The organism is Okeanomitos corallinicola TIOX110, assembly GCF_038050375.1.
Classification (GTDB): Bacteria; Cyanobacteriota; Cyanobacteriia; order Cyanobacteriales; family Nostocaceae; genus Okeanomitos; species Okeanomitos corallinicola.
Map to the genome: position 1 here is coordinate 251,200 of NZ_CP150886.1, position 25,977 is coordinate 277,176.

General features: G+C 36.2%; 23 protein-coding genes and 1 tRNA gene. 13 read left to right on the plus strand and 11 right to left on the minus strand.

Annotated elements, in window-relative coordinates:
- Positions 1-48: 48 nt before the first annotated feature.
- The 8 genes from WJM97_RS01080 to WJM97_RS01115 all read right to left on the minus strand — a co-directional run bounded on the left by WJM97_RS01080 (position 49) and on the right by WJM97_RS01115 (position 7,098).
- Entirely contained in the window at positions 49-789 is a 741-nt protein-coding gene (locus WJM97_RS01080) for a hypothetical protein (RefSeq protein ID WP_353931234.1), read from the minus strand.
- Between the two features lie 314 nt (positions 790-1,103).
- The gene (locus WJM97_RS01085; protein WP_353931235.1) at positions 1,104-1,772 is read right to left on the minus strand and encodes an N-acetylmannosamine-6-phosphate 2-epimerase; all 669 of its coding nucleotides are present in this window, start codon (positions 1,770-1,772) and stop codon (positions 1,104-1,106) included.
- 146 nt (positions 1,773-1,918) lie between these two features.
- Complete coding sequence (locus WJM97_RS01090) at positions 1,919-3,085, minus strand: hypothetical protein (RefSeq protein WP_353931236.1); 1,167 nt, start codon at positions 3,083-3,085, stop codon at positions 1,919-1,921.
- 141 nt (positions 3,086-3,226) lie between these two features.
- A complete protein-coding gene (locus WJM97_RS01095) occupies positions 3,227-3,883 on the minus strand; it encodes a DUF1361 domain-containing protein (protein ID WP_353931237.1) in 657 nt (218 codons plus the stop codon).
- A 128-nt stretch (positions 3,884-4,011) separates the two neighbouring features.
- Entirely contained in the window at positions 4,012-4,488 is a 477-nt protein-coding gene (locus tag WJM97_RS01100; RefSeq protein WP_353933077.1) for a hypothetical protein, read from the minus strand.
- 167 nt (positions 4,489-4,655) lie between these two features.
- On the minus strand, positions 4,656-5,420 hold the full coding sequence (locus tag WJM97_RS01105; protein WP_353931238.1) for an ABC transporter ATP-binding protein: 765 nt from the start codon (positions 5,418-5,420) through the stop codon (positions 4,656-4,658).
- Positions 5,421-5,522: 102 nt separating this feature from the next.
- Positions 5,523-6,182, minus strand: a complete 660-nt coding sequence (locus tag WJM97_RS01110; RefSeq protein WP_353931239.1) for an energy-coupling factor transporter transmembrane protein EcfT — start codon at positions 6,180-6,182, stop codon at positions 5,523-5,525.
- Positions 6,175-7,098, minus strand: a complete 924-nt coding sequence (locus WJM97_RS01115; protein ID WP_353931240.1) for an energy-coupling factor ABC transporter permease — start codon at positions 7,096-7,098, stop codon at positions 6,175-6,177. The genes WJM97_RS01110 and WJM97_RS01115 overlap by 8 nt, the downstream gene beginning before the upstream one ends.
- A 558-nt stretch (positions 7,099-7,656) precedes the next feature.
- Between WJM97_RS01115 and WJM97_RS01120 the strand changes: the two genes are divergently transcribed.
- The 7 genes from WJM97_RS01120 (at position 7,657) to WJM97_RS01150 (ending at position 12,524) form a co-directional block, all read left to right on the plus strand.
- Positions 7,657-8,451, plus strand: a complete 795-nt coding sequence (locus WJM97_RS01120) for a sucrose-phosphate phosphatase (protein WP_353931241.1) — start codon at positions 7,657-7,659, stop codon at positions 8,449-8,451.
- A 346-nt stretch (positions 8,452-8,797) separates the two neighbouring features.
- The gene (locus WJM97_RS01125) at positions 8,798-9,184 is read left to right on the plus strand and encodes a hypothetical protein (RefSeq protein WP_353931242.1); all 387 of its coding nucleotides are present in this window, start codon (positions 8,798-8,800) and stop codon (positions 9,182-9,184) included.
- A 190-nt stretch (positions 9,185-9,374) separates the two neighbouring features.
- Positions 9,375-9,836, plus strand: a complete 462-nt coding sequence (gene rsfS / locus WJM97_RS01130; protein ID WP_353931243.1) for a ribosome silencing factor — start codon at positions 9,375-9,377, stop codon at positions 9,834-9,836.
- On the plus strand, positions 9,833-10,333 hold the full coding sequence (locus tag WJM97_RS01135) for a CGLD27 family protein (protein WP_353931244.1): 501 nt from the start codon (positions 9,833-9,835) through the stop codon (positions 10,331-10,333). The genes rsfS and WJM97_RS01135 overlap by 4 nt, the downstream gene beginning before the upstream one ends.
- 140 nt (positions 10,334-10,473) lie before the next feature.
- Positions 10,474-11,427, plus strand: a complete 954-nt coding sequence (locus tag WJM97_RS01140; RefSeq protein WP_353931245.1) for an asparaginase — start codon at positions 10,474-10,476, stop codon at positions 11,425-11,427.
- A gap of 54 nt (positions 11,428-11,481) precedes the next feature.
- Positions 11,482-11,558 (plus strand) — tRNA-Met (locus tag WJM97_RS01145).
- A 156-nt stretch (positions 11,559-11,714) separates the two neighbouring features.
- A complete protein-coding gene (locus WJM97_RS01150) occupies positions 11,715-12,524 on the plus strand; it encodes a Tab2/Atab2 family RNA-binding protein (protein WP_353931246.1) in 810 nt (269 codons plus the stop codon).
- Between the two features lie 48 nt (positions 12,525-12,572).
- Here WJM97_RS01150 and WJM97_RS01155 read toward each other — a convergent pair whose 3' ends face one another.
- Positions 12,573-12,758 (minus strand): hypothetical protein, encoded by a 186-nt coding sequence (locus WJM97_RS01155; protein ID WP_353931247.1) that lies wholly within the window; start codon positions 12,756-12,758, stop codon positions 12,573-12,575.
- A 252-nt stretch (positions 12,759-13,010) separates the two neighbouring features.
- Between WJM97_RS01155 and WJM97_RS01160 the strand changes: the two genes are divergently transcribed.
- The 5 genes from WJM97_RS01160 (at position 13,011) to mdh (ending at position 16,610) form a co-directional block, all read left to right on the plus strand.
- Positions 13,011-13,220, plus strand: coding sequence for a photosystem I reaction center subunit IV (locus WJM97_RS01160; protein WP_353931248.1), 210 nt, complete (start codon positions 13,011-13,013; stop codon positions 13,218-13,220).
- Positions 13,221-13,325: 105 nt separating this feature from the next.
- Positions 13,326-14,159, plus strand: coding sequence for a DNA-formamidopyrimidine glycosylase (locus WJM97_RS01165; RefSeq protein WP_353931249.1), 834 nt, complete (start codon positions 13,326-13,328; stop codon positions 14,157-14,159).
- A gap of 54 nt (positions 14,160-14,213) precedes the next feature.
- Positions 14,214-15,167, plus strand: coding sequence for a DUF4351 domain-containing protein (locus WJM97_RS01170; protein WP_353931250.1), 954 nt, complete (start codon positions 14,214-14,216; stop codon positions 15,165-15,167).
- A 133-nt stretch (positions 15,168-15,300) separates the two neighbouring features.
- Positions 15,301-15,516: an NAD(P)H-quinone oxidoreductase subunit O gene (locus WJM97_RS01175; RefSeq protein WP_353931251.1), complete on the plus strand. Its 216-nt coding sequence runs from the start codon at positions 15,301-15,303 to the stop codon at positions 15,514-15,516.
- Between the two features lie 131 nt (positions 15,517-15,647).
- Positions 15,648-16,610, plus strand: a complete 963-nt coding sequence (gene mdh / locus WJM97_RS01180) for a malate dehydrogenase (RefSeq protein ID WP_353931252.1) — start codon at positions 15,648-15,650, stop codon at positions 16,608-16,610.
- Here mdh and WJM97_RS01185 read toward each other — a convergent pair.
- A complete protein-coding gene (locus WJM97_RS01185) occupies positions 16,607-18,259 on the minus strand; it encodes a metallophosphoesterase (RefSeq protein ID WP_353931253.1) in 1,653 nt (550 codons plus the stop codon). The two genes, mdh and WJM97_RS01185, sit on opposite strands and share 4 nt — an antisense overlap.
- A 144-nt stretch (positions 18,260-18,403) precedes the next feature.
- On the opposite strand from WJM97_RS01185, the gene WJM97_RS01190 reads away from it, so the two are divergent.
- On the plus strand, positions 18,404-19,237 hold the full coding sequence (locus WJM97_RS01190; protein WP_353931254.1) for a carbohydrate ABC transporter permease: 834 nt from the start codon (positions 18,404-18,406) through the stop codon (positions 19,235-19,237).
- Positions 19,238-19,321: 84 nt separating this feature from the next.
- Here the strand turns inward: WJM97_RS01190 and WJM97_RS01195 are convergent, their stop codons facing one another.
- Entirely contained in the window at positions 19,322-25,945 is a 6,624-nt protein-coding gene (locus WJM97_RS01195; RefSeq protein ID WP_353931255.1) for a DUF4347 domain-containing protein, read from the minus strand.
- Positions 25,946-25,977: the final 32 nt, after the last annotated feature.

Genomic DNA, 25,977 nt, shown 5'->3' on the forward strand with positions numbered 1-25,977 from the left:
TAAATAACTCATAGCTCTTAAATCATAAAAAATAGTTAAATCAAGTTTCTAAAAACCGCTAAAGTTGTAACCAACGCCAACTAATAAACCGATATCAGTTTGATCAAAAAATCCGGCGTTAACAGCAGCAGTAGCAGTAAATCTATTATTTAGAGGTACATCAACACCACCTGTCACCATCACCGCAGTTTCCGAATTATCACCAGTTTTAATAGCAGCACCTACACCTACATAGGGAGCAATAGGTAAACGTTCACTAAATGGATCTCCAATGGATTGAAAGGAGAAATCATAGGTAAGAGGAATCAAAAATGTTGTGTCATCTCCTAAAACAGCAGATGGTCTAACCGATAAAGAACGGGTAAAACCAATCTTACTGATAACTGCGAAATTACCATCAGCTAAAGCTGATTCTCCACCACTTAAACCAATATTACCTGCAAGACCAACATAACTACTACCACCACGAGTAGGTCTACCAACACCAATATCTGATTGAGCAATTTGATTTTCTGGTAGCGTTTGAGTGGATGCTGACTCAGAAGCAGAAGTTGGGTTTGCAGAAATCAACATCATTGATGAAGTAGCCGCTGTTCCGGGAACAGGTACAATAGTACGATCTGTTTCGTTCGTTGCAATATCAGGAAACTGTTGTACTGCTTCCATATTTTCCTGGTTTTCAGCCATTTGTGCTGGTTGGGTTGTTTCTGCAATTGCAGAGAGTCCACTACCCAAAACAGCTAGAGTTGCTAGACTGGGTAAACAAAAAAGATTTTTACGTAGAAACATACTATTCTCATTCACTCCTACATTAATTCCGATGACCACATTATGACCACAGTTTATTATTGCTGTGGGTTTAATTTAACAAATTTAGGCAATACTCAACATTTAACACCAAAAAATTAATTTTTTCATCTTTAATTTGGAATTATGCAATTGGGATTTAAGCATAAAGCGGGTAATAAAGTATCCTGAATGTGGCAGATGACAAAAACAGGATTTATGCAGTTGGGATTATAGCCTAATTTTTGGTAACATCATATCCGTTGAATTAACTACAACATAAAAACGTCAAAAGTAGTAGAAAAATTATCACGAATTTAACAATTGAGGGCTGTTTTATAAGCTTGAACTTGTAAATCAATACCTGTTATTGCTGTGCCAACCACAACAGCATTTGCACCTAAATCTAATGCTTTTTTTGCTTCTGTTGGCGAAGAAATACCACCTTCACAAATAACAAAGGTATCTAATTTTTTTACTATTTGGGTGAGTAGTTCCCATCCAGGTGGGGTAAACTTCTTGGTTTCGCTAGTGTAACCAAAAAGAGTTGTACCAACAATATCTGCACCTGCTTCTACAGCTAATTTTGCTGCATCGAATGTATCTACATCTGCCATGACTGGCTTATGCAATTCTTGATGAATGCGGTTAATAATATCAATTAATTTTTCATTACCAGGACGTTTTCTGGTGGTTGCATCTATAGCGATGATATCCGCTCCCGCTTCAGCGACCGCGACAGCATGATGAAACTGGGGGGTAATGTAAACTTCAGAACCTGCTATAACTTGCTTCCATAGTCCAATAATTGGCAGTTTAACTTTTTTTCTCACTGCTTGGATATGAATGGGGGTGTCAATTCTCACACCTACAGCACCATTATTAGCTGCGGCTTGTGCCATTGCGGCAATGATATCAGGATCATGTAATGGCGAGTCTACGGGTGCTTGACAGGAAACTATTAATCCTGGTTCTAAGTTCAGCATTGGGAAGATTTTGGGTAAATTTAGTCTAAAAATTATCTAATAATAATCTAATCTATGAATACAAAAATGTAATGAAATGTAAAGTGTGGTGCGGGCAAGATACCCGCCATATTGATGCTAATTAAATTTTAATTAGCAGATATACATCAGTATCTTAAAATTGCCGCCACATTTGTTCCATTTGGCATTTCCTCAGATGTCAGAGTATAAACTCTACCACCATTTAACAAAGTATGAATAGCAGCAAAATCTAACATATCTTTATCATCTGGTTCAGGTTCCTTGTGTAAATCTAAAGTTGTATTGTCTAGATCAAATTTTCCCCATTGTTGCTGATCTACAGCCACAAACAAAGAATCAATTCGTTGATAATAAGCTGCGGGAACAATTGTTTTAATATCACTAACAGCTTTTTCTATTCCTTCTCCTGCTAATTGTTGATAACGTTCCATAGCAAACTTTTTATCTTGCTCAAATAATGGGGCTACAATTTGCCAAGCTTGATGATGTAACTGTTCACAAGTCATAACTTCTGGATTACCAGTAATACTTTCTGTGAATAGATAGGGATAAGTATTTGCATCTTGGTAAATGGGTAAAAGATATTCTACACCTGCTAAAACTAAAGGGGCTTTTTCTGTACTTATTTTCTTAATTAATTCTGTATTAATAATGCGGAAAAAGTTGGAAATATCTGCTTCATGCTTTTCTCTATCAGGACTACCTTGTCCATGAAATGATCCTGGATGTTCAGCCGCTGTTCTTCGTCCTCTCACTGTTCCTACTCTATGTTGTACACCGTTTTGAAACTCATCTTCTAATATAGTTTCTTGGAGACTATGGGGCATATTTTCGACTTCAATCTCATTGAGATTATGGGCTGTACCTACAAAAAACTTCACATCTTTTTGACTTAATGCTAAAACAAAAAATTTACCTTCATTATTAATAAAATGCAGTAGTGGTTTCAGATGAAATTGCTCACTAACTACCACTAATTCTGGAAATTCAGTTGGTAAACAGTAGTAACGAAATAAATTAGGGGAAATAAAAATTACTAATCCTTGATCTTGATGTTCCCAAAAATCATCTTGAGCTAATTCCATCGCAGGTTGCAGAAAATTGATTGCTTCTGTATGTCTCAACCCCATCGCTTCTAAATTTTCCTGTGCTTCCTTGATTAAATTTTTAAACCGAATGGGATTTTGGCGGATTTCTGCCCCTGCTTTTTTTGTGGGTAAATAAATAGATAGGGAAGGGGTTTGGGGATTTTCTGCTAAGGTTTTTAGTGCATCAATAGATAAGGATGTCATATTATTATTTTTTCCTATCAAGAGGTTTGAGAAGATATAATAATTTCAACCCCTGACTTGGTGAGTCTGCATCTTTCTTTGGATCAGAATTATGCTGTTTTATTTACTTCTTTGGAGAGATTTTATTTATCAATGTTTAAATTAGCTAGAATGATGAATATGATTAGTATATGATTGATGCTTGGTATTTTGATTGACAAAACCTAGATTTACCCGTTTGATTAACCAGTATAATCCACAAAGAATAATGAAGGTAATAGCTATAATTACTAAAGGTTGTTTACCAAGAATTTCTTCAATACCTTTAGTGATTATTGCATCTGGTTGAGTGACAAAATCCCAGCTATTAAAACGTAAAAACCGCCCCCAATAAATACCTATAGAATTAAGGGCATGGGTAATTAATTCAATACCTAAAATCCATTTACTTTGACCAATACGGTGTAAATAATGGCCTAGGTTAATTAGAGATATAACATAGGCTTGAAATCCAGCAAGAATGACTATAAAATAAACAGGAATTAAGACTAATGTAATCATCCAAATTGATTGGATGTTACGAATATCATCTATGAGATGAATTATATCAGTTAATAAATAAGGCGCATTAGGCAAAAAGGCATAGAAAACTAAAAAACCTAACCACCATACCCAAGAGCGTCCACGGTTAGTTCTAAATAACCAAACACTTAAAGCTAAAGGTATAAAAGCTAAAAATAAATTCCATGTCATCCAGCGCATATTGATTTGTAATACTTGGATGACTCTAGTGAGTAATTCAATTAATTCTACTTTCATAATCAATCACTTTTATGGATTTATAACTGCCATCAACTTATTTCAAAACTAGAACCCCGAATCCTTGAAGAAGTCGGGGATATATAAATTCTAAAAATCCTGAATTCTAGAATGCTTGAATTTTAGATTTATTGGGGTTGACTACAATACTGATTTAGCTGATTCCCGAAATTATCTGATTCTTTACCAGTGGTTTTTGCTGCTGTCAGTATGGACTCAATATCTTTTCTGGCACTGTGAATTTTTTGTCTCCCAGTGTTAGAAGCTTCTGCATTTTTTGTTGCACCCAAGGCTTTACCTGCTTTGGCGATCGCTTGACTAAGTTGATCAAATAAATTTACAAAGTTGGTTTGAAATTTCTGAAGTTCGGGATCTGTTAATTTTAGTTTTTCAATTGATTTATTAACATTTTCCAAGTCTTTGGCAAGTTTCAAACTTGTTGTCACTTGTGTACCTTTATTGTTCTCAATTAATGATGTTCCTTGATTTACAGATGTAATCAGTCGTTGACACTGGGAAATTTTACTTTCACTACAACTGGTGACGAATAAAGCAATACTCAGGCTCATGGGAGCAATAACTGTATACTTACGCACAATAAATATCAAGATGTTAATAGGATGAAAATCCCATTAATAGTAACTAATAATTAGTCTTTAGTCATTGGGCATTGGGCATTGGGCATTGGGCATTGGGCATTGGGCATTGGGTTATTCATCACCCTAACTCCCCAACTCACCATTACCCTATCTTCCCCTACCGACTGCCGCCGTTACCAATCTACTGGTAATCCTAGTTGATCTAAGGTTTCCCCATCTTGTAGCAGAGGTTTAATTTCGCTATCTATTTGAATTTTGCCTTCTGATAGAACTAAAGCGCGTTGGGTTACTCTGCCTAACCACTGTAAATCGTGGGAAGCAATTAACATCACCTGTACTGGTAATTTTAATAATACTTGGGCTAAATGTCGTCGCCATGCCGGATCTAGTCCGGTTGTTGGTTCATCTAAAATCAATATTGCCGGATCTAGGGCTAATATTGAGGCTAAGGCTGCTAAACGTCTTTGTCCTCCTGAAAGTTCATGGGCTGAACGGTGAGCATAAGCTTCTAAGCCAAATTCTGCTAATAATTCTTGTGCTTTATCCTTGGCTACTGCGGGAGAAATACCATAGTTGCGAGGTCCAAAGGTGATATCTTCCAGGATGGTAGGCATAAATAATTGATCGTTGGCATCTTGGAAGGTAAAGCCTATGTGCTGACGTACTTTGGATAAGGTATTTGGTTCTACTGGAATACCATTAATTGTCACTGTGCCACTATGGGGATGTTTTAAGCCGATCAAATTTTCTAAAAGGGTGCTTTTTCCTGAACCAGTTGCACCCATCAAGGCCACGCGATCGCCTGAATTTAAGCTAAATGATATATCTTTTAATACTGGTTGTTGGTGTAAATAGGCATAGACCAAATTCTTGACCTCAACAATAGCATGATGAGGACGAGAACGATAGTTTTGGGGGTTAGATGTTAAGGATGTCAAGATTCACCACTCAAATTTAATAGTCAGGATGCAGGAAACAGGGAAAGATTAATAATAATATCCGAATCACCAATTACCAATCTAAACAAACAATATATTTATTTAAATGGGCATAGTATAAGAACTCAAGGTTATACAGGTAACGACTATCCCTACTGCAATTAGTGTAAAACGTTCCTTGGCGGTAAGGGTAGAATCTATGGGTAGTTGCCCGTTGTAACCACGAGTTACCATTGCGCCATATACTCTCTCTGCTCTTTCTAAGGTACGAAGATATAAAGCTCCAATCATAGCTGCACTTGCATAGCGTAACCATCCCCCAACACCATTTAGTCCTCTTAATTGGGCGCTGCGCTGCATTCTGGTGACTTCTGAAAGTAATATTTCTAGATATTGCCCTGCTAAAAGTAAATTTTCTTTTAATGGTATGGGTAAGGGTAAACCTTTAAGAGCAATACCAAAACTGTGGGGGGGTAAAGTGAGTAAAAAGCTATTCATGATGATTAAACAAATTAGCGATCGCACCATCAAAAAACTCGCTTTTTCCCATCCCAAAGGTAAGGCTACTAATGATAGAAAAATTACTTCTGCACCCAGTAAACCCCCTAATTTACGGATAGAAACCCTTGATATTCCCATCCATAAAAGAGCGATCGCCCCATACACCAGTAAGTTATACCAGGCATAATGTTTTAAAAAAGCTGCCCCAATGACGATAATTAAGGACAGTTGTAAACGTAATGGTAAGGAAATTTTAAGCATTCTTAGGTTTCATAACTTTGGCAATTCCAAAGGCTACTGCAAAGCAAGCCCCAGCACCGACTAAACCTGCAATACTCGTCCCAATTTGCCCTAAACCTTGGATACCATAATCAGCTAAAGGTGTAGGTACAACTATTCGTACTTGTTCACTTAAATCAATGAAACCCAGATTTTCTGCTACTTTTTCTAAACCGTCAGGCCAAGCAGAAGCAAACAAGGACAATACACCAGCAACTAATAAAATACCGACTACAGGCGTTAGCCAGCCACGAAATTTCTGTTCTTCACCTGGTAATAAATCTGGGCGGGCTGTGGCTAAATATGCTAACACACCTCCAGTAATTAATCCTTCACCCACGCCGATCAAAATATGTACACCAGCCATGGAGGCTAAAACTAGGTTAACTGGTGCTGTTCCTGAAATTGCCAATTGTATGGCGCAGGCCATCGCTGCTACTACTACACTGACACCAGCTGCTATTCCAGCAGCTAGGGGTAAACGTGCTTTAGAACCACCTAAGAATCTTTGTAAAGTCTGGGTTAATAACCAAGCCACCCAAACCCCTATCACTCCCATGTTTAAAATATTTGCCCCCAAGGCAGTAATACCACCATCAGCAAACAGCACTGCTTGAATAATTAAAACTGTGGCAATACATAACATTCCTGCCCAGGGACTACCTAAAATAATAGCTGCTAATGCGCCTCCTAAAAGGTGTCCGCTAGTTCCTCCCGCTACGGGAAAGTTGATCATTTGGGCTGCAAAAATAAAGGCTGTAGTTAAACCCAGTACTGGAGCGCGACGAATACCGAATGCTGTTTGCGATCGCCCAAAACTAACTAATAAAGCTCCTCCACTAGCTAAACTTGTAACTGCTGCCACTGGCACAGAAATAAATCCATCTGGTATGTGCATGAAAATCCCTGTTTTTACGTTTTCTTGACTGTAATTCCAGTAATACCCTTACTGGAACAATTTCAAATTTATCATCATAAACCTTCTATATTTTAGAATGCCTCATTTATGGTTTTTTTGGCACTATTTTAGATTATTTTTATAATACAAAATAAATTCAAAAGTATACTTTTTTGTGCAAACATAAATATTTGTATATTTATATTAAATTTATGAAAAAATTTTACATAAGAAATCTATCATCTGGCTATATTTATATCTCATTAAAATTACAGTTTTAAAGATATTTAAGGTGTAAAAACTTTACCAATAGATTAAGCTGATTAGTAATAATTTCTAGTTAAATTCTCAAAAAAATTGATCAATTTCGTCAAAGTTTAGTAAAACTGAATTTTCTCAAACCATTTATATCTATAGTTTTAAGGTAAGGTATTGATATTTAGTTGAGTGGCGATTTTTTCAATTCTTCATCAAGTTGTGGTAATATAACGCTGGTAGCACATATGATTTTAAAAAGAAATTAATCTTGCAAGTCGTAGCGGAGTTAAATAAAATTGCATGAATGCACAGACATTCCTTTTTATCACTGATTTAGACCACACATTAGTGGGTGATGATCATTCCATGGAAAAGCTTTTGCATAATTTAGAACTCCACCGCAACAGACACGGTACAAAAATTGTTTATTCTACAGGGCGATCGCTTCATCTGTATCAGGAGTTAGAACAGAACCAAAAACGAAAACAAGCAGAACTTATAAAACCAGATATTCTTATTTGTGCTGTAGGTACAGAAGTTTACTCTTATGGTCATCAAAATCAACTAATTATAGATAATAATTGGTCTAAGTATCTATCTGATAGTTGGGATACAGAAATAGTAGTCAAAATAGCTGAAAATTTTCCCAAATTAATACCACAGCCAGACAGTGAGCAAAGACCTTTTAAAATTAGCTACTTCTTGGAAAAAAATACTACACAAATAGTATCAGAGTTAGAGGATTCTTTACTAAATAGTGGATTAGATATTCAAGTTATTTATAGTTACAGTGATAATAAAAACTATAATAATTTAGACATTGTGCCACGTAAAGCCAATAAAGGTATGGCAATGACCTTTGTCCGAGAAAAATTAGAAATAGATGTAGCACGAACTATTGCTTGTGGTGATTCTGGTAATGATATTGCTCTGTTTGCAAACAGGGAAGAAAAAGGTATTATTGTCGCCAATGCCAAACAGGAATTACTGGAGTGGCACAAAGCAAATCCAAACAAAAATCGTTACTTAGCAAAAACTGGGTTTGCGGCTGGAATTGAAGAAGGTTTAGGGCATTTTGGGTTTTTGGAAGCATAAAAGTTCATAATTCAGTTTTTTTTATTCAACCAGCTTATTTTTTAATCCCTTGCAGATCCTAATACCATTTCTTTGTGAGGCCGCGCCGAATTTTTAAACAATGCTTTTTCTCCTCTGTGTTCTCTGTACCTCTGTGGTTTGTTCCTTTCTAAATTTGGCGCATCTTTATACAGAATTGGTATAACTCTTCTAAAGCAGATATTTGGGAATGACCAGTTAAGTCACACTCTGTGGGATTGGCACTTTAGTAATAGGTCAAAATCTATTCTGGAAACAGAATGGGAATTTAGGCAGTAGAAATAATCAAAACTTTGTTTGTATTCCTCATACTCGATTTGTACAGCAGTTGAGTTATAAAGCGAAATTAGTAGGGATGAAGGTGTTAGTTTCTGAGGAGTCCTACACTTCTGTAGCTTCTTTTTTAGACCAAGATGTGATTCCTACTTATGGCAAAGTTGACTCGAAAGAAGTGAAATTTAGTGGTCGCAGAATCAAAACTAAACTTTATAGAGCAGGTAATGGTTTATTGATTCATGCTGATGTCAATGGTAGTTTGAATATTTTACGAAAAGTAGTCCCGACAGCATTTAGTCTAGGGATAGAGGAGCCACTGCGTTGGGCGGGTTTCCCGACTTGTAGCAAGTGGCGTGGCGTTGTAGTCCGAGAAAGTCGGGGTTATTCCCGGCAAACGAAAGCCATGAGATATTTGTCTATGTTTTTTGGAACTATATAGGTTTTTGGTAACAATACGTTTTCAGGATGACCTTTAAATATACTTCAGGAAAGACGACAAGAGTAATTAATCACCAACCACCATTTTTTTGTTAGTATTCAAGAAAACCTACTCACATAATTGCGAATTGTTTGTAATTGCACCAGACAATTTGTAATCAATCATCAAAGGAAATTAGCACTGAGGTTGAATGACAGATTATTTCCAAGGAAATTTACCATTAGCTTCTGTGGCACAAACACAGAGGACTGTAAATAGCACCATGATCCAAACAGATGATACCAGTGAACAATTAGCCAGAACTATTGCTGCTGCTGGATCAGAACGCAAAGCTGGGGAGATTTTATTGCTCAAATTAGCAGGAGTTTCTTACCTATCTGATTATTTTGTGATGATGACGGGCTATTCTCGGGTACAGGTAAGGGCAATTTCCGCAGCCATAGAAGATAAGGTGAAAACGGAACTACAACGTCGTCCTTTGAGGACAGAAGGGAAAGCAGAAGGCAGTTGGGTATTGCAGGACTATGGTGATGTGATCGTCCATATCATGATGCCCAAGGAAAGAGAGTTTTATAATTTAGAAGCGTTCTGGGTTCATGCCGAACGCATTCCATTACCAAACTCTGATGATGGTGAGGATAACCCAAGATGATCAGAACCTCAGTTTCTAACTGTCCCGTCCCTACAGAACAACAGCCACTGAATGAGTATGAAGAGTTAAAAAATTCTTGGTTTTTTCGACATACCACTTCCAGTTGGCGCAATTATCTGACCAAGATTTTCTGGATTTGGGGTTGGTCATGGCTAGTGGCAGGGCCTGTAACAGCGGCTAGTTTCCCTCCACAAAAACATATTGTTCATTTTATTCTTTGTGGATCAGCCGCTGCTAGTGTCATGGTAGTGCTGGTGTTGGTGCGGTTGTATCTAGGCTGGTTTTATGTCCGCGATCGCCTTGATAATGCCACAGTCTTCTATGAAGAATCTGGTTGGTATGATGGGCAAACCTGGACAAAACCCCTAGAAGTGATCACCCGCGATCGCTTAATTGTCACCTACGAAATTAAACCTATTCTCCAACGTTTGCAGATTACCTTTGCAGCTTTGGCTTTTATGTATCTTACTGGTACTATAATTTGGCATTTGAATTGAATTGAATTGAATTAGTCATTGGTCATTAGTCATTAGTCATTAGCCATTTGGAAATCTGAACCAAGAAGAATAAACCATTGCCTATTGCTTATTGCCTATTCCCACTGACAACTGACAACCTACACAATAGATATAAACCCATGACAATGGGAAAAAGAACCCAAGCCACAGCACTGGAAGTCCGGCTGCTGCGGGAAGGTATCATTGAATCTCGGCATATAGTCCAAGCTGTAATTAGTGACGACCGGGGAAGAATCCTTTCTGTTGCTGGCAACGCTGAAACCGCTGCATTTGTCCGTTCAGCCCTGAAACCATTTCAAGCCCTAGCTGTCACCAGTACAGGCACATTGGAAAGGTACGATCTGAGCGATCGCGATCTGGCAATTATCACCAGTTCCCACAAAGGCAATATGGATCAAGTTCGCCAAGTATTTAACATCCTCTGGCGTGCTGATCTTGACCCTACCACTCTACAGTGTCCTATTCCTGAAGGTAAGCGCAGTACCTTAGAATATAACTGCTCTGGGAAACACGCAGGAATGTTAGCCGTATGCCAACAACGTCATTGGCCTCTAACTAACTATCTGGATCGTAAACACCCAGTGCAGCAACTAATTCTTAGCAAAGTGGCAGAAGTGCTAAAAATGCCAGCTGCGGAATTTATCAGCGTTCACGATGACTGCGGCGCACCCACATATTTAATGCAGATCAGTCAAATAGCTACTTTGTATGCCGTACTCGCTGCCAGCAATAACTTAGATATGGAACGCATTGTCCGCGCCATGAATAATCATCCAGCTATGGTAGCAGGAGAAGGAGAATTTGACACTGAATTAATGCGCCTCGCCCCAGGAGAACTAATTAGTAAATCTGGTGCAGAAGGAATACAGTGCATAGGCCGACTCGGTGAAGGTATGGGATTGGCCATAAAAGTCATGGATGGAGCTAAACGGGCAAAATATGCCGTAGCTATTCATATACTCCAACAAATGGGCTGGATTAGTCCTAGTGTTGCCCAAAGCCTCGCCGAAAGGTTTATGAACCTGGGTAAATACAAGCGTTTGGAGGTAATTGGAGAATTATCGCTTTTGTAGTTGACAAACTCTTGACTTCGAGTTATATTAAATGAAGTCGAGAGACAAAGGCAACGCGGGATAGAGCAGCCTGGTAGCTCGTCGGGCTCATAACCCGAAGGTCAGTGGTTCAAATCCACTTCCCGCCACCAAATATAAAAGTAAGTCCCTGTGATCAAGCGAGATTACAGGGATTTGTTTTGCTAACATTTACTATGGATACAAAGCTGAGGGAAGATATAAAAAATCTTGGTCTTTTTGATATTTTTCCTGTAGATTTTTTTATTTAGTTATGGTAGGTAGTTATTATGAGTCTGGTTTGGCAGGTTGATTTTTATCGTAGTCCCCAACGAGATGCAGCCGGACAGGTATTATGGGAATTATTGATTTGTGACGCAACTGGTGACTTTGAATATCTAGCTACCTGTCCCCAGTCACAAGCTAACTCCAGTTGGTTAACAGAAAAGCTTAAACTGGCATCTGCGGAAAATTTACCAGATGTGATCCAGGTTTTTCGTCCTCAATCTTTAAGTTTAATTACAGTAGCTGGCAATAATTTAGGTATTAATGTAGAAGCTACCCGTCGCACATTGTCATTAAAAAAATTACTGCAAGAAAAGCAGTATCCCTTAGTTATTGATCAACCACCACCAGTACCTTTACCAGAAAACCTCTGGGGTGAAGAATGGCGCTTTGCAAATATTAGTGCTGGTGATCTTGTAGATGAGTTTACAGAACGTCCGATCCCTTTTTTACAAATGCCGGAATTTCTGCAACCTATTAATCTGGGTTTAGCTTCTAATGTTCCTGTTCCCGGCACAATAATTTATGGTGGTAAGCAATCCCTGCGTTTAGCTAGATGGTTACAAGAAGCTAAACCCGCCAGTTTAAATTACATAGCTGGTGCGCCAGATGGTTTAATTTTAGAAGCCGATTTAGCGGACAGATGGATTCTAGCAACTTTTGAAAATTCAGAAGTTACCGCAGCGGCTCAAATTTATGAGCAAAGAAAACAAGTAAGTCACGGATTGCATTTTTTATTGCTGCAACCTGATGATTCTGGTGTTACTTATACTGGTTTTTGGTTGTTACAGGATGAAAAATACTATCTCTGCTAGAAACAAATTTAGAGATCGCTAGTATTTTATGCACCTATAGCTAGAGTATCAAGCATACTGAGGTCTCATTACCTCTGATGTTCTTAAAAAATCTCTAACTTTACTGACAACAATAAAAGTCGCAAAACCTACAAAGTTATAAATTGCCTTACCGATGCTTTTACCAATCTCCTTAAATGCTTCTGAAAAAACTAACCCGGCAATAGAACTGACAGTAAATGTAAATGTTTCCATGATGACAAACTAATAAATTAAGAACTTACTCGCTACATTATACAACAGCTCCCGATACATTCGTGTGTGGATATAAATTTTTTGATCATGTTATCTAAACAGTGCGGAAACTTATCAAACGGGTAAGAATGAGAGTGGGTTTCAAAGCCGTTAAGATTTTATTCAGATTCTTGACCACGGCTCAAAAAGTTCTAGACTGAAATCACATAGCCCTAATTTATTCTCAATTGAACGTTAAAAGGGAAAATAATCATGGTTCAACGCGGTTCTAAAGTTCGTATTCTCCGTCCTGAGTCTTACTGGTTTCAAGAAGTAGGAACAGTTGCTACTGTTGACAAAAGCGGTATCAAGTACCCCGTAATTGTCCGTTTCGATAAAGTCAATTACTCTAACATCAACACAAACAACTTTGCTTTAGATGAATTAGTAGAGGTGGAAGCACCTAAAGCTAAAGCAAAATAAGCATTTTTGCTGCTGAGTTCTGAGTATTAAGGATAAGAAAAAGCAGTACACTGTTAAATGCTGATTTTATCTCCTTAGTTCCACTCAGAACTCAATATTTTACAAATGCCTGAATTGCCTGAAGTTGAAACAGTAAGACGGGGTTTAAATCAATTAACCCTAAACGCAGAAATGACGGGAGGGGATGTGTTGCTACCACGCACCATTGCCTACCCGTTTTCTATTGAAGAATTTATCAAAAATATTCAAGGAAGTGCTATTGTATCCTGGCATCGTCGCGGCAAATATCTTTTAGCTGAACTTACCAATTCTTCATGGTTGGGTGTGCATCTGCGAATGACAGGGCAATTATTATGGTTAAATCAAGATGAACCTTTACACAAACACACCAGAGTTAGATTATTGTTTGAGAATAACCAAGAACTAAGGTTTATAGATCAACGCACTTTTGGGCAAATGTGGTATGTTCCTGGTGGAGTTCCTGTAGAAAGTATTATTACAGGTTTAGCTAAACTAGCAGTTGATCCTTTTTCCCCAGAGTTCACGGTAGAGTATTTAGCAAATAAACTGCAAAAATCCCGTCGTCCCATTAAAACAGCTTTATTAGATCAATCTATAGTAGCGGGATTGGGTAATATTTATGCTGATGAGGCTTTATTTAAAAGTGGTATTTTACCAACTACTATCTGTACAGAATTACATGAAAGTAAGATAGAACCTTTAAGAACTGCCATGATTGATGTTTTGTCCGCTAGTATTGCCGTTGGGGGGACAACTTTTAGTAATTTCCTCAATGTCAAAGGTGTAAATGGTAACTATGGTGGTGAAGCTTGGGTTTATAATCGTGCCAGTGAACCTTGTAAGGTTTGTGGTAATGTGATACAGCGGATTAAATTAGGTGGGCGTTCTAGTCATTTTTGTGATCAGTGTCAGAATTAGGAGTAATTTTGTTCAGGGTAGATTTTTTGTTACCTCTTAAATAAACTTAAATTAATGACGCGCTTTATACACGATCAATTTGCTAAACAATATCTAACTGAACTATTAACACCCTATGGCCAAGTAGAAACCAGTAAAGATATCACCGCAGAAGTCAGACAAATAGACGTTTTATTTATTCCTTCACCCCAGTCAGAAAATATAGAAAGACTGGGAATTTTAGGACAAATGGCCAGGAATTATGCTATATTTGAGCCATTTCGTAATGCAGTTACCAAAAGTGAAATTCGCAGTTGTATGGGTAAGTTATTTGATATCCATGCAGAAATAGAACGTCAATCTAACCGCAATAATACCCGTATCAATGAAGCAGAATTACCGCGTTTGTGGATTTTTTCTCCTACTGCATCAGAAGAACTCTTAGCAAGTTTTAATACTACCGTTGATGAAGAAAACTGGTGTCAAGGGATTTATTTTTTGGGAGAAGGATTAAAAACCGTAATCATTGCCATTCATCAACTACCCAATACACCAGAAACTCTATTTCTGAGGATATTAGGTAAAGGAAAAGTTCAACGACAAGCAGTTGAAGAGTTGGAAGCACTATCTAAAGATACTCCCTCTCTTTCCCATATAATACAATTAGTAAATGACCTAATTGCTGTTTTATCGGCTCGTCAACGTCAAACAGAAGATATTGATAAAGATGATCAGGAGTTGATTATGAAGTTATCTCAAATGTATCAACAACAATTAGAAGAACTTAAAGAACAAGCAATACAAGAAGGACGACAAGAAGGACGACAAGAAGGACGACAAGAGGGACGACAAGAGGGAGAAAAAAGTCTAATTATCCGTCAACTAAATCGCCGAATTGGTGAGATTGAGTTATCATTAATTCAACAAATCCAATCATTATCAATTGAACAACTTGAGGAACTGGGAGAAGCTTTGTTAGATTTTACTGCTGTGACAGATTTAGAAACTTGGCTGCAATCTATCAACTAATCACAAAAGTAAGTATTAAGCTATCAGCAACAACCTTCTCTAAAACCGCTGACGAAAAATTAGGTGGTTATATTTTTTGTGAATACAAGATAAAATTATCAACAATAACATTTGTCAAATGTAAGGGGAACTTATGGCAGTTAAAAAAGGTACTATGGTTCGCGCTGTCCGCGAGAAGTTGGAAAATAGTGTAGAAGCTAAAGCTAGTGATACTCGTTTTCCCTCCTATTTATTTGAGAGTCAAGGGGAAATTGTAGATATTAAAGGTGATTATGCTTTAGTTAAGTTCGGAAAAGTACCAACTCCCAACATTTGGTTAAAGTTAGAACAATTGGAAGAGTTTAACTAGAAGTTGCATAGTTATCCTTATAGTAGTAAACAGGAAGCAGGAAAATATTAATTCTGATTCCTGTACGGGTTTAGCAGTGCTAAACCCCTACTGATAACTGATAACTGACTCCTAATAATTAATAACTGATTATGTCCTCTTCACCAGTTTTATGTAAATCTCCCCGTGTAACCGTTGTGGGTGCGGGTAGAGTTGGTAGTACCTTAGCCCAACGCATTGCAGAGAAAAATTTAGCTGATGTAGTATTATTAGATATTGTGGAAGGAATGCCCCAAGGTTTGGCTTTAGATTTGTTAGAAGCTAGGGGTTTAGAATTACATAATCGGCAAATTATTGGTACTAATAATTATGCAGATACAGCTAACTCAAATATTGTTGTGATTACTGCTGGGTTTCCTCGCAAACCGGGAATGACAAGAGATAATTTACTAAAAATTAATGCCAAAATAGTAGTAGAATCTGCTAAAAATGCGATCGCACATTCTCCCCATGCTATCTTTATAGTTGTCACAAATCCTTTAGATGTAATGACTTATTTAACCTGGCAAACTACAGGTTTACCAAGAAATAAAGTCATGGGAATGGCAGGAGTTTTAGACTCAGCTAGATTTGAAACTTTTATTGCTTTAGAATTAGGAATTTTACCCGCAGATGTGAAAGCAATGGTGTTAGGAAGTCACGGTGATTTAATGCTTCCCTTAACTCGTTATGCTACCGTTAATGGTATTCCCATCACAGAATTGTTAGATACAGAAACTATCGAAAAATTAGTAGAAAGAACTCGAAATGGTGGTGCAGAAATTGTGGAATTAATGCACACAGGTGGGGCGTTTTTCGCTCCTGCTTCTGCTACATCTTTGATGATAGAATCAATTTTGTTAAATCAGTCGCGGTTATTACCAGTTGCAGCTTATTTGCAAGGTGAATATGGTTTAAATGATCTATTTATTGGTGTTCCTTGTCGTTTGGGATATGGTGGTGTAGAAAAGATTGTAGAAGTAACTCTCAACGATCAAGAAAAAGCAGCTTTGCAAATATCTGCTAACTCTGTAAGTAATAATATCAAAAAAGCACAAGAAATTTTAAACAACTAGAAATTACCCATTGTAAACTCATCAAATTTGATTACTTCAGAATCAGGTTTTCTCGTATCAAACCGATAACTGCTAATAGTACCTGTTCCCGTATCAAAAATACTAAAAACTGTAATATCATTACTAGCAATATATGGTAATGGTTTACCATCTGCACCTAACAATGGTGAAATAGTTGGTATTACAGGTTCTAAATAATTAGGATCACCAATTCTAGTGTAATCATTTTCTGGGAGATTTGCAGGAATATCTCGTTTTCTTTCACCCCAAGCTGCACCATAGGAATTACCTACATTAGAAGTTTCTAAAAAGTGCATTCCGCTATCATTAACAAACCTATTCCATAAATGGGAATGTCCATAAAATACTAACTGTACCTGAGCATTTTCTAATAAAGGTATCACGTCACGAATTATATAATCTGCATTTTTGGGATATTCATAATTGACAGATTGGATATTTCCTGTTTCATCTTTTTTGATAACTTGGACAGGGTTAGTGTAAGCTGGAACAATATTATCTCCCAAAGTATGAGGGGGATGATGGAACATGACAACCTTATATTTTGCTTGTTTAAATTCAGGACTTGCTAATTCTTGTTGTAACCAATTATATTGATCACTACCTTTAAAAACTGGTTCATAAATTAATTGTCCATAACCCCAATTTTCAGGATTTTCTAAATCTTTTTCTGGTTCTATATATCTACCTTTTCTTTCAGATTCTAATTGAGGATGTCTCCACATATTCGTGATATACAAAACTACCAAACGCACATCACCAAAAGTTACAGCATAATAGGTTTTATCACCTGATTTAGATTCAGGTAAAGTAAAAATTTCTTCGTAGGTATTAGTATTAAAAGAATTAGTTTTTAAAAACTCTTCTCCATACAAACTTTTAGCCACTGCACGGGGAATAGTATCATTAAATTCAGCATCTAAATTTTCAGTTCTTTCATATCTTCCCATCACTTCATGATTACCAATACAAGTAAACATAGGTGCATTTTGAATAATTTTACTGCCAGTATAAGTTACTTTTACCCCATTATGTTCCATTGGATAATGAGCGCGGCCTTGCAAACCTGGAAATAAAGCATTACCGCGATTATCATCAAACCATTCCGAAGCGCGATCTGGAACATTAACTAAATCTCCTGCAAACCATACTCCATCAACATTTCCGACAGTTTCCACCACCTTTTGTAAATTTGCGGCCGTCATGGGTTTTAATTGATGATCAGAAGTGAGGAGAATTTTTAAAGGAGTACCTGGTTTTGGAGAAGGTGCGAGGGTAAAAACTTCACTACTCACTTTTTCCCCATCTTCTCGAATACTGGTGACATAATAGGGAATGCGGACATTAGCAATTAAACCCGTAACTTCAGCTTCATGTCTCCAAATATCGCGCTTTATAGGTTGTTGATAAATTTTCCCGTTTTCCCTTTGATCTGCTACCCTTGAAAGTTGATCTTCCCTAGTGTGACTAAGTTTAGTAGTTTTAGCGATCGCACTATGATTAAACTTATCACCATAAACAACCAAATGTTGATCACCAACAAACTCAGTAAACCAAACCACCCGGATAGAACTTTTTGATGGTAATTGTAAAAACGGATCTGTTAGTAATTGTGGTGGTGATATCATAGTTGTCTTACCCCAAGAAGGTACAGTCACTAACGTCAAATATAGTACCAAAAAAAATACAAAGATTAAATTAGTCTTCATGTATTTCAATTACTCTCTGCGTCTGGAGCGTCTCTGCGTGAGAAATAAAAAAACTAAAAAATTATGAACATCCAAAAATCCAAAACACAAACATTAATCATTTACCTTGTTTTAACATTAATTGCAATCCTTACCCTTTTTCCTTTACTCTGGTTAATTAGTACATCCTTAAAATCTCCAACCGAGAATCTTTTACAAACACCACCCCAATTACTACCAACTCAACCAACTTTAAATAACTTCTCCCGTGTGTGGGAATCTTTACCCTTTGGCAAATATTTATATAACAGTATTATTGTTTCTGTATTAACTGTAGGATTGAATTTGTTCTTTTGTTCCTTAGCAGCTTATCCCTTAGCCAGATTATCATTTGTCGGTAAAAATGTAATATTTATAGCTATTGTTTCCACCATTATGATTCCCTTTCAAATTGTGATGATTCCTTTATATATTCTCACGGTTAATTTAGGGTTAACAAACAGTTATTTAGGAATGATCTTTCCTAGTATAGCTTCTGCTTTTGGGATTTTCTTATTAAGACAAGCCTTTATGGGAGTTCCCAAAGAAATAGAAGAAGCTGCGCGGATGGATGGCAGTTCTGAGTTAGGATTATGGTGGTTTATCATGTTACCAGCGATTAAACCAGCGTTGATAACTTTAGCAATTTTTGTGTTTATTGGTGCTTGGAGTGATTTTTTATGGCCGTTAATTGTCATCCAAGATGAAAGTTTATATACTTTACCTTTAGGAGTTGCTAAGTTAGCGGGTACTTTTTCCTTAGATTGGCGATTAGTAGCTGCTGGTTCGGTGATTTCAATTGCTCCAGTTTTGATATTATTTCTATTTGTGCAGAGGTTTATTGTTCCTACAGATACGGGGAGTGGTGTTAAGGGGTGAAAATTATATTTTTGTGAAAGTTTAGGGTGCAGATGAGATATAAAATATCCTCATACACCCTAAATATTTAAGACGATTTTTTTACTAACTCAAGAAGAAATCAGCACCCAACAAATTATCACTAACATTCGCAGTAGTGAAACCAGAAATACCAGATAAAGTAATTAATAAATTACCAGAAGCAAAACCATCATTATTAGCAATACCATCACCTACTCTGAGTTGTGTACTAGAACCAGATGTGACAACATCAATATTATCAATACCTGTAAATTGGATTCTATCACCACCAACACCACGGGTAAATTGATAAATGGTATCAGTACCATCACCAAAGGTATAGTAAACAATATCTACAGCACCATCATTAGCACCTAGATAAATTTTATCATTACCCAAACCACCAATCATGGTATCTGCACCTGCTTTTCCATTCAGGTTATCATTACCAACACCACCACTAATTACATTAGCTGCATTGTTTCCGGTGATGCGGTTATTGAGATTATTACCAGTACCATCAATTGCAGATGTTCCTTGTAAAGTTAGGTTTTCTAGGTTATCTGCTAATGTGTGGGTAGCGGTACTTAAAACACTATCAGTTCCTTCGTTGAGATTTTCAATAATGATATCTCCAGAATTATCCAGATAGAATTTATCATTACCTAAACCACCAATCATGGTGTCTGCACCTGCTTTTCCATTCAGGTTATCATTACCAACACCACCACTAATTACATTAGCTGCATTGTTTCCGGTGATGCGATTATTGAGATTATTACCAGTACCATCAATTGCAGATGTTCCTTGTAAAGTTAGGTTTTCTAGGTTATCTGCTAACGTGTAACTTTCAGTGGTAAATACGCTATCTGTTCCTTCATTCAGGTTTTCAATAATGATATCTCCGATATTATCCACATAGAATTTATCATTACCCAAACCACCAATCATGGTATCTGCACCTGCTTTTCCATTGAGGCTATTACTGCCACGGTTACCGATAATGATATTATCAAGATTGTTTCCTGTTCCTTGAATGTTAGATGTTCCTGTTAAAGTCAGGTTTTCTACGTTGTTTGCTAATGTCCAAGTAATTGAAGATTCTACTGTGTCATTACCTTGATTTATCTCTTCAATAGTAACATCGTTCTTGTTATCTACTATGTAGGTATCGTCACCACCACCACCACTAATGGTATCTGCACCTAACCCTCCATTGAGGTAATCATTTCCATTTCCAGAGGTAAATATATCATTTCCGTCAGTACCAAAATATGTGATATTTCCAGGTATGACGTTGAGGGTAAAGTTAGTATTTACTACACCATCGTTATCTGTTCCGGTAACTCTGATGTTGTAATTACCTTCTATTGTTGTTTGTCCGCTGATAATTCCAGTGTTAGAATTTATGGTTAATCCTGTTGGTAATCCTGTTGCAGAATATGTGATTGTATCGTTGTTTAGGTCTGCAAAGTTGTTGCTTAAATCTAGATTTGTGACTGTGTTTGCTTTTATTTCTTGAGTTGCTATAGTTTGGGATACATAAGGTGGGTTTTCTAGGTTTAATTCTGACCAAATGCGATTATTTATAGAATCGGGTATTGTTCCTGTGAGGCGGTTATTTTGTAGTAGCAGATATTCTAAAGTTTGGATGTCTCCTAATTGGGTGGGAATATTTCCTGTTAGTTGGTTGTTATGTAAATATAGTCTTTGTAAGTTGGAAAGATTGCCTATTTCTGTAGGTATGTTTCCACTTAGCCGATTATTACCCAAATCAAGATATCGTAAATCCCTAAGATTGCCTATTTCTGGTGGAATATATTGACCTATCCTAGTATTGTTTAAGTCTAAATATTGTAAAGCTGTAAAATTGCCTATTTCTCTGGAAAAACCCCGATATATACGTGTATTGGTATTGCTCAAATCAAGATATTTTAAAAATGTAAGATTACCCTCAATATTCCCACCTAAATTGGTATTACTCAAATCAAGATATTGTAAAGCAGTAAGATATCTTGTACGAATAGGTCCCTTTATGTTTGTATTACTCAAATCAAGATATTGTAAAGCCCTAAGATTGCCTATGTCTGATGGAATATATCCATATATATTGGTGCTGCTCAAGTTAAGATGTTGTAAAAAATCAATATTACCTATTCCTCTGAGACTAGACATATCTACATCTACATTGGTGCTACTCAAATCAAGATATTGTAAAGCTCTAAGATTACTTATTTCTCTGGGAACATATCCACCCACATTGGTATTACTCAAGTCTAAATATTGTAAACCATCAGAAGTTTGTATTACTTCTTCTATATCTCCACCTACATTAGTATTACTCAAATCTAAATATTGTAAATTATAGAGATTTCTGATTTCTGTGGGGATATTTCCACTTAGCTGATTACTAAACCTCAATAAAAGGGGTCTTATATTTAGTTCATTGTTACCCAAATTGAAAGTTTCTAAAGCATCAAGATTTCCTAGTTCTGAAGGAATTGTACCAATTAGATTATTAAAACGTAAATCAATCCCAACAACTCTACCATTTTCTACTGTCACCCCATACCAATCACCAACATTATTATTAGTTAAAGTGTTCCATCCGGTTTTATTTCTCCAGTTTTCTCCACCTGTGCTGTTATATAGTGCTACTAATGCTTCAAAGTCACTTTGATTGATGGGGTTAGTATTACCAACTACATTAAGGGTAAAACTGGTATCTATTGAACCATCGTTATCTGTTCCGGTGACTGTGATTTCATAACTACCTGCTGTGGTTTGTCCGCTGATAATTCCGGTGTTAGAATTTATTGTTAATCCTGTTGGTAATCCTGTTGCAGAATATGTGATTATATCGTTGTTTAGGTCTGCAAAGTTGTTACTTAAATTTAGATTTATTACTGTGTTTTCTGCTATTTCTTGGCTTGCTATAGGTTGAGATACATAGGGTTGGTTTTCTAGGTTTAATGAAGTCCAAGTACGGTTATTTATGGAGTCGGGTATTGTTCCTGTGAGGCGATTATTTTGTAGTAGTAAATATTGTAAGGATTGGATGTCTCCCAGTTGGGTTGGGATGTTTCCTGTTAGCTGGTTATTGTTCAAATATAGTCTTTGTAAATTAGAGAGATTGCCTATTTCTGTAGGTATCTCTCCACTTAGCTGATTATTGTGCAACCAGAGAGTTTGTAAATTAGAGAGATTACCTATTTCTGTAGGGATACTTCCACTTAACTGATTGGAGGACAAATAGAGATGTCGTAAATTAGAAAGATTGCTTATTTGTGTAGGGATACTTCCACTTAGCTGATTTGACAACAAATCGAGAGTTTGTAAATTAGAAAAATTGCTTATTTGTGTAGGGATACTTCCACTTAGCTGATTAAAACCCAAAGAGAGAGATTGTAAATTGGAAAGATTGCTGATTTCTATAGGTATAGTTCCACTTAGCTGGTTTGAGGACAAATAGAGATGTCGTAAATTAGAAAGATTACTTATTTGTATAGGTATAGTTCCACTTAGCTGATTTCTGCTCAACTGGAGATATCGCAAATTAGAAAGATTGCTGATTTCTATAGGTATAGTTCCACTTAGCTGGTTTAAGTCAAATGTGAGAGTTTGTAAATTAGAAAGATTACCTATTTCTGTAGGAATTGTCCCAATCAGATTATTATTCCTTAAATTAATCCCAATAACTCTATCATTTTGTACTGTCACCCCATACCAATTACCGACATTATTGTTAGTTAAAGTATTCCATCCGGTGTTGTTTGTCCAGTTTTCTCCACCTGTGTTGTTATATAGTGCTACTAATGCTTCAAAATCACTTTGATTAATTTGATTCTGAATATTAATGCTAAAATCTTCTTGATAAACTCCTCCATTGTTATCATCTGTCTGAATAGTAATGGTGTAACTGCTTTGGGTTTCGTAGTCTAAAGCTGCATTAACTATTAATTCATTTCCATTGATACTAAAGACACCATTTGTATTATTAATTAACGTATAGGTAAAGTTCGTATCTCCATCAGGATCTGTTGATGTTAATGTGCCGATTATTGTACCTACAGTTGCATTTTCTCCGATAATATTGTTACTTAAAGTAATATCTGTAGGAGGTTGATTTGTTGGTAACGGTGCAGTTGTTCCATGTAATTGGACTGCATCAATTTCTTCCCAACTACTAGAATGATTTGTATCTACTGTAATACGAACTCCATAAACTAAGGAATCTGTTTGAGCAACATTAACCGTAAAATTAACAGGAGTTCCTTGTACACTATCATCTACTCCTGCCCATACTTCAGTATAATTATTGTTTAAATCTAATACCTCAACTTTGGTAACAAAACCATTACCATAGGTTTCTCGAATAGTTACACCTGTCGCATAAACAGCAGTATCAAAACCAACAGTTAAATATTCTATTGTTCCATTGGATGATAGAGGCGCCCAAGCAGTGCTTCTATCTCCATAGCTTAATGTATTAGGTTCACCTAATGCTTGATTTGCTGACCAACTGGTACTGGTATATTGAGAGCTAAAATCAATTACACGGCTTGCATATTGAGATAACAAATTGGTATTTTCATCAATATCACTAATGTTAATCGTTAATTCTTTTTCAAAGCTTAAACCATTTTGATCTGTTGTACGAACTTGAATACTGTAACTATTTTGAGTTTCATAATCAAAATTGGTGTTAGTTTGTAGTTGATTTCCTACTATAGCAAATAAGCTATTATCTGTATCTCCTGTTCCTAAAACTAGGCTATAAGTAAAAGTATCTCCAGTATCAGGATCAGTAGTATTGAATGTACCAATTATTGTATTTAAAGGTTTATTTTCTCCAATGTTATTATTACTTAAAGTAATATTTGTGGGAGCTTGATTTGTTGGTAAAGTTGCTGTTGTTCCAGTCAGAGAATATTGCCCTAAACTACCATAATCAGTGTAACCTGTAGGTGTTGAACTCAAGGGATCACCCAAACCAATTCCATCTATATATAGATAGTATTGTCCTGCATTTAAAAATACGTTGTTGAAACTAGCACTTAAACTATTTGTAGGATTAGATTCATAAAGCAAATTTCCTTGTGCATTGTAAATTCCAGCCCAAATATCTAATTTAGCACCTAAAGAAGTTAATTCTTCATAAGAATAACCACCACTATTAGAAATAAAAACTTGAGAAGCTGGAGTTATGTTAAAACTAACATTTCCTGTACCTGTCAGGAAAGAAAAAACATCTACATCTGTATTTTTTTCAATGATGCCAAAATCACTAAAATTAGTGCCAGTTAATGCTGTAGCTGTAGCATTAGTATCACCATGATCATCTATTCGATAACCAAAACCATTGTTAGTGGTAATAATTTGTAAGTCATCTTGAAGACTATTAGAGGGTTGATTTGAAATCCATTGTTTAGCATCGTAATATTCACCTTTACTCCATTGAGTAAATTGCTGACTACCACCCCCCATAATAGAAGTCCAAGCCATTGATCCTGAACCATGACCGGGATAATATTGATTAGTGGAATTACCATCATGGTAAAGACCTAAAGAATGACCAACTTCGTGAATTATTGTCTCAGCAAAACTAAATGCACTTCTAGTTATAGAGTTTTGAAAGACAAAAGCTGGAGTATCTGTATTATAGTTAAATGAATTAATATAGGCTACACCAGCAGCACTTCCACCATACCAATCACTGTCATTACCTCCTATAGCAGCACGAATACCCCATCGAGTATCACTACTATTGGTTTTAATTAAATCAGAAACAGAAGATAATTCTGTGGTGACATTAATATTAAAAGGGCTAAAAGCTTCAGCTACTCGTTTCCAGATATCAATGATATTTTGTAATTCGATGTTGGAAAAACTATTAGGATTACCATCACTATCATAAGCAGGAGTTGTAATATTATTCCCACTTGCATAGCTAGTATTCCAATAAGTACCTGAAGTAGTATGACCATCAAAATCTAAGTAAATAGTATGTTGTGCATCAGGTTTACTATGGAGTTTAAAAGCATCGTTAGTAGATATTAATATTCCTGGATATGTAGCTAGAGTTTTTTCTTTAAAAGGAACATTAATTGTTGTTGTTTCTGGAAAACTTATCTCTAAGTTCCAATGTCCTCCTAAGTTTTTATTTCCTATAGGTTTTGTTGTTGCTGAAATATTTGCTCCTGTAATTTTATGTAAATTACTAATAAATTTTTCCCCTGCATCACCCGCAGCAACATTACAACCATAGAGCAGAATTTGATCAACCTTCCAATCTTTTAAAAATTCCTGATATTGACTTAAATTTTCTAAATTTAATTGCCTATTTCCTAAATATAAACATCCAGGTGAACCATGTGAAACAATATGAATAGTATTTATTTGGCTATATTCTGATAATTTAGAGGATATTTGAGTAATTCCATCTTGATGAGAATCGAGAATAAAAACTTTGATGTTTGGTAATACTCCTTCTAACAAAGTTGCATAGTTTTCTATTGTTGAATCAATAAAGAGAAGATCGAATACATCGAGAGTTTTAAAACTATCTCTAAAAGCAGGTTCAAGAATACTGAAAAATTCTGTGTCTGTCTGATTAGCTAATTCAGTTAAAATAGTTTGAGATTCAGTCACCACTGATTCGGTAACTTGCGTAAACAATTTATGGGTTTGATGTAAATTTAATGACATGATAATACCCCTGATTTACTCAAAAAATAGAC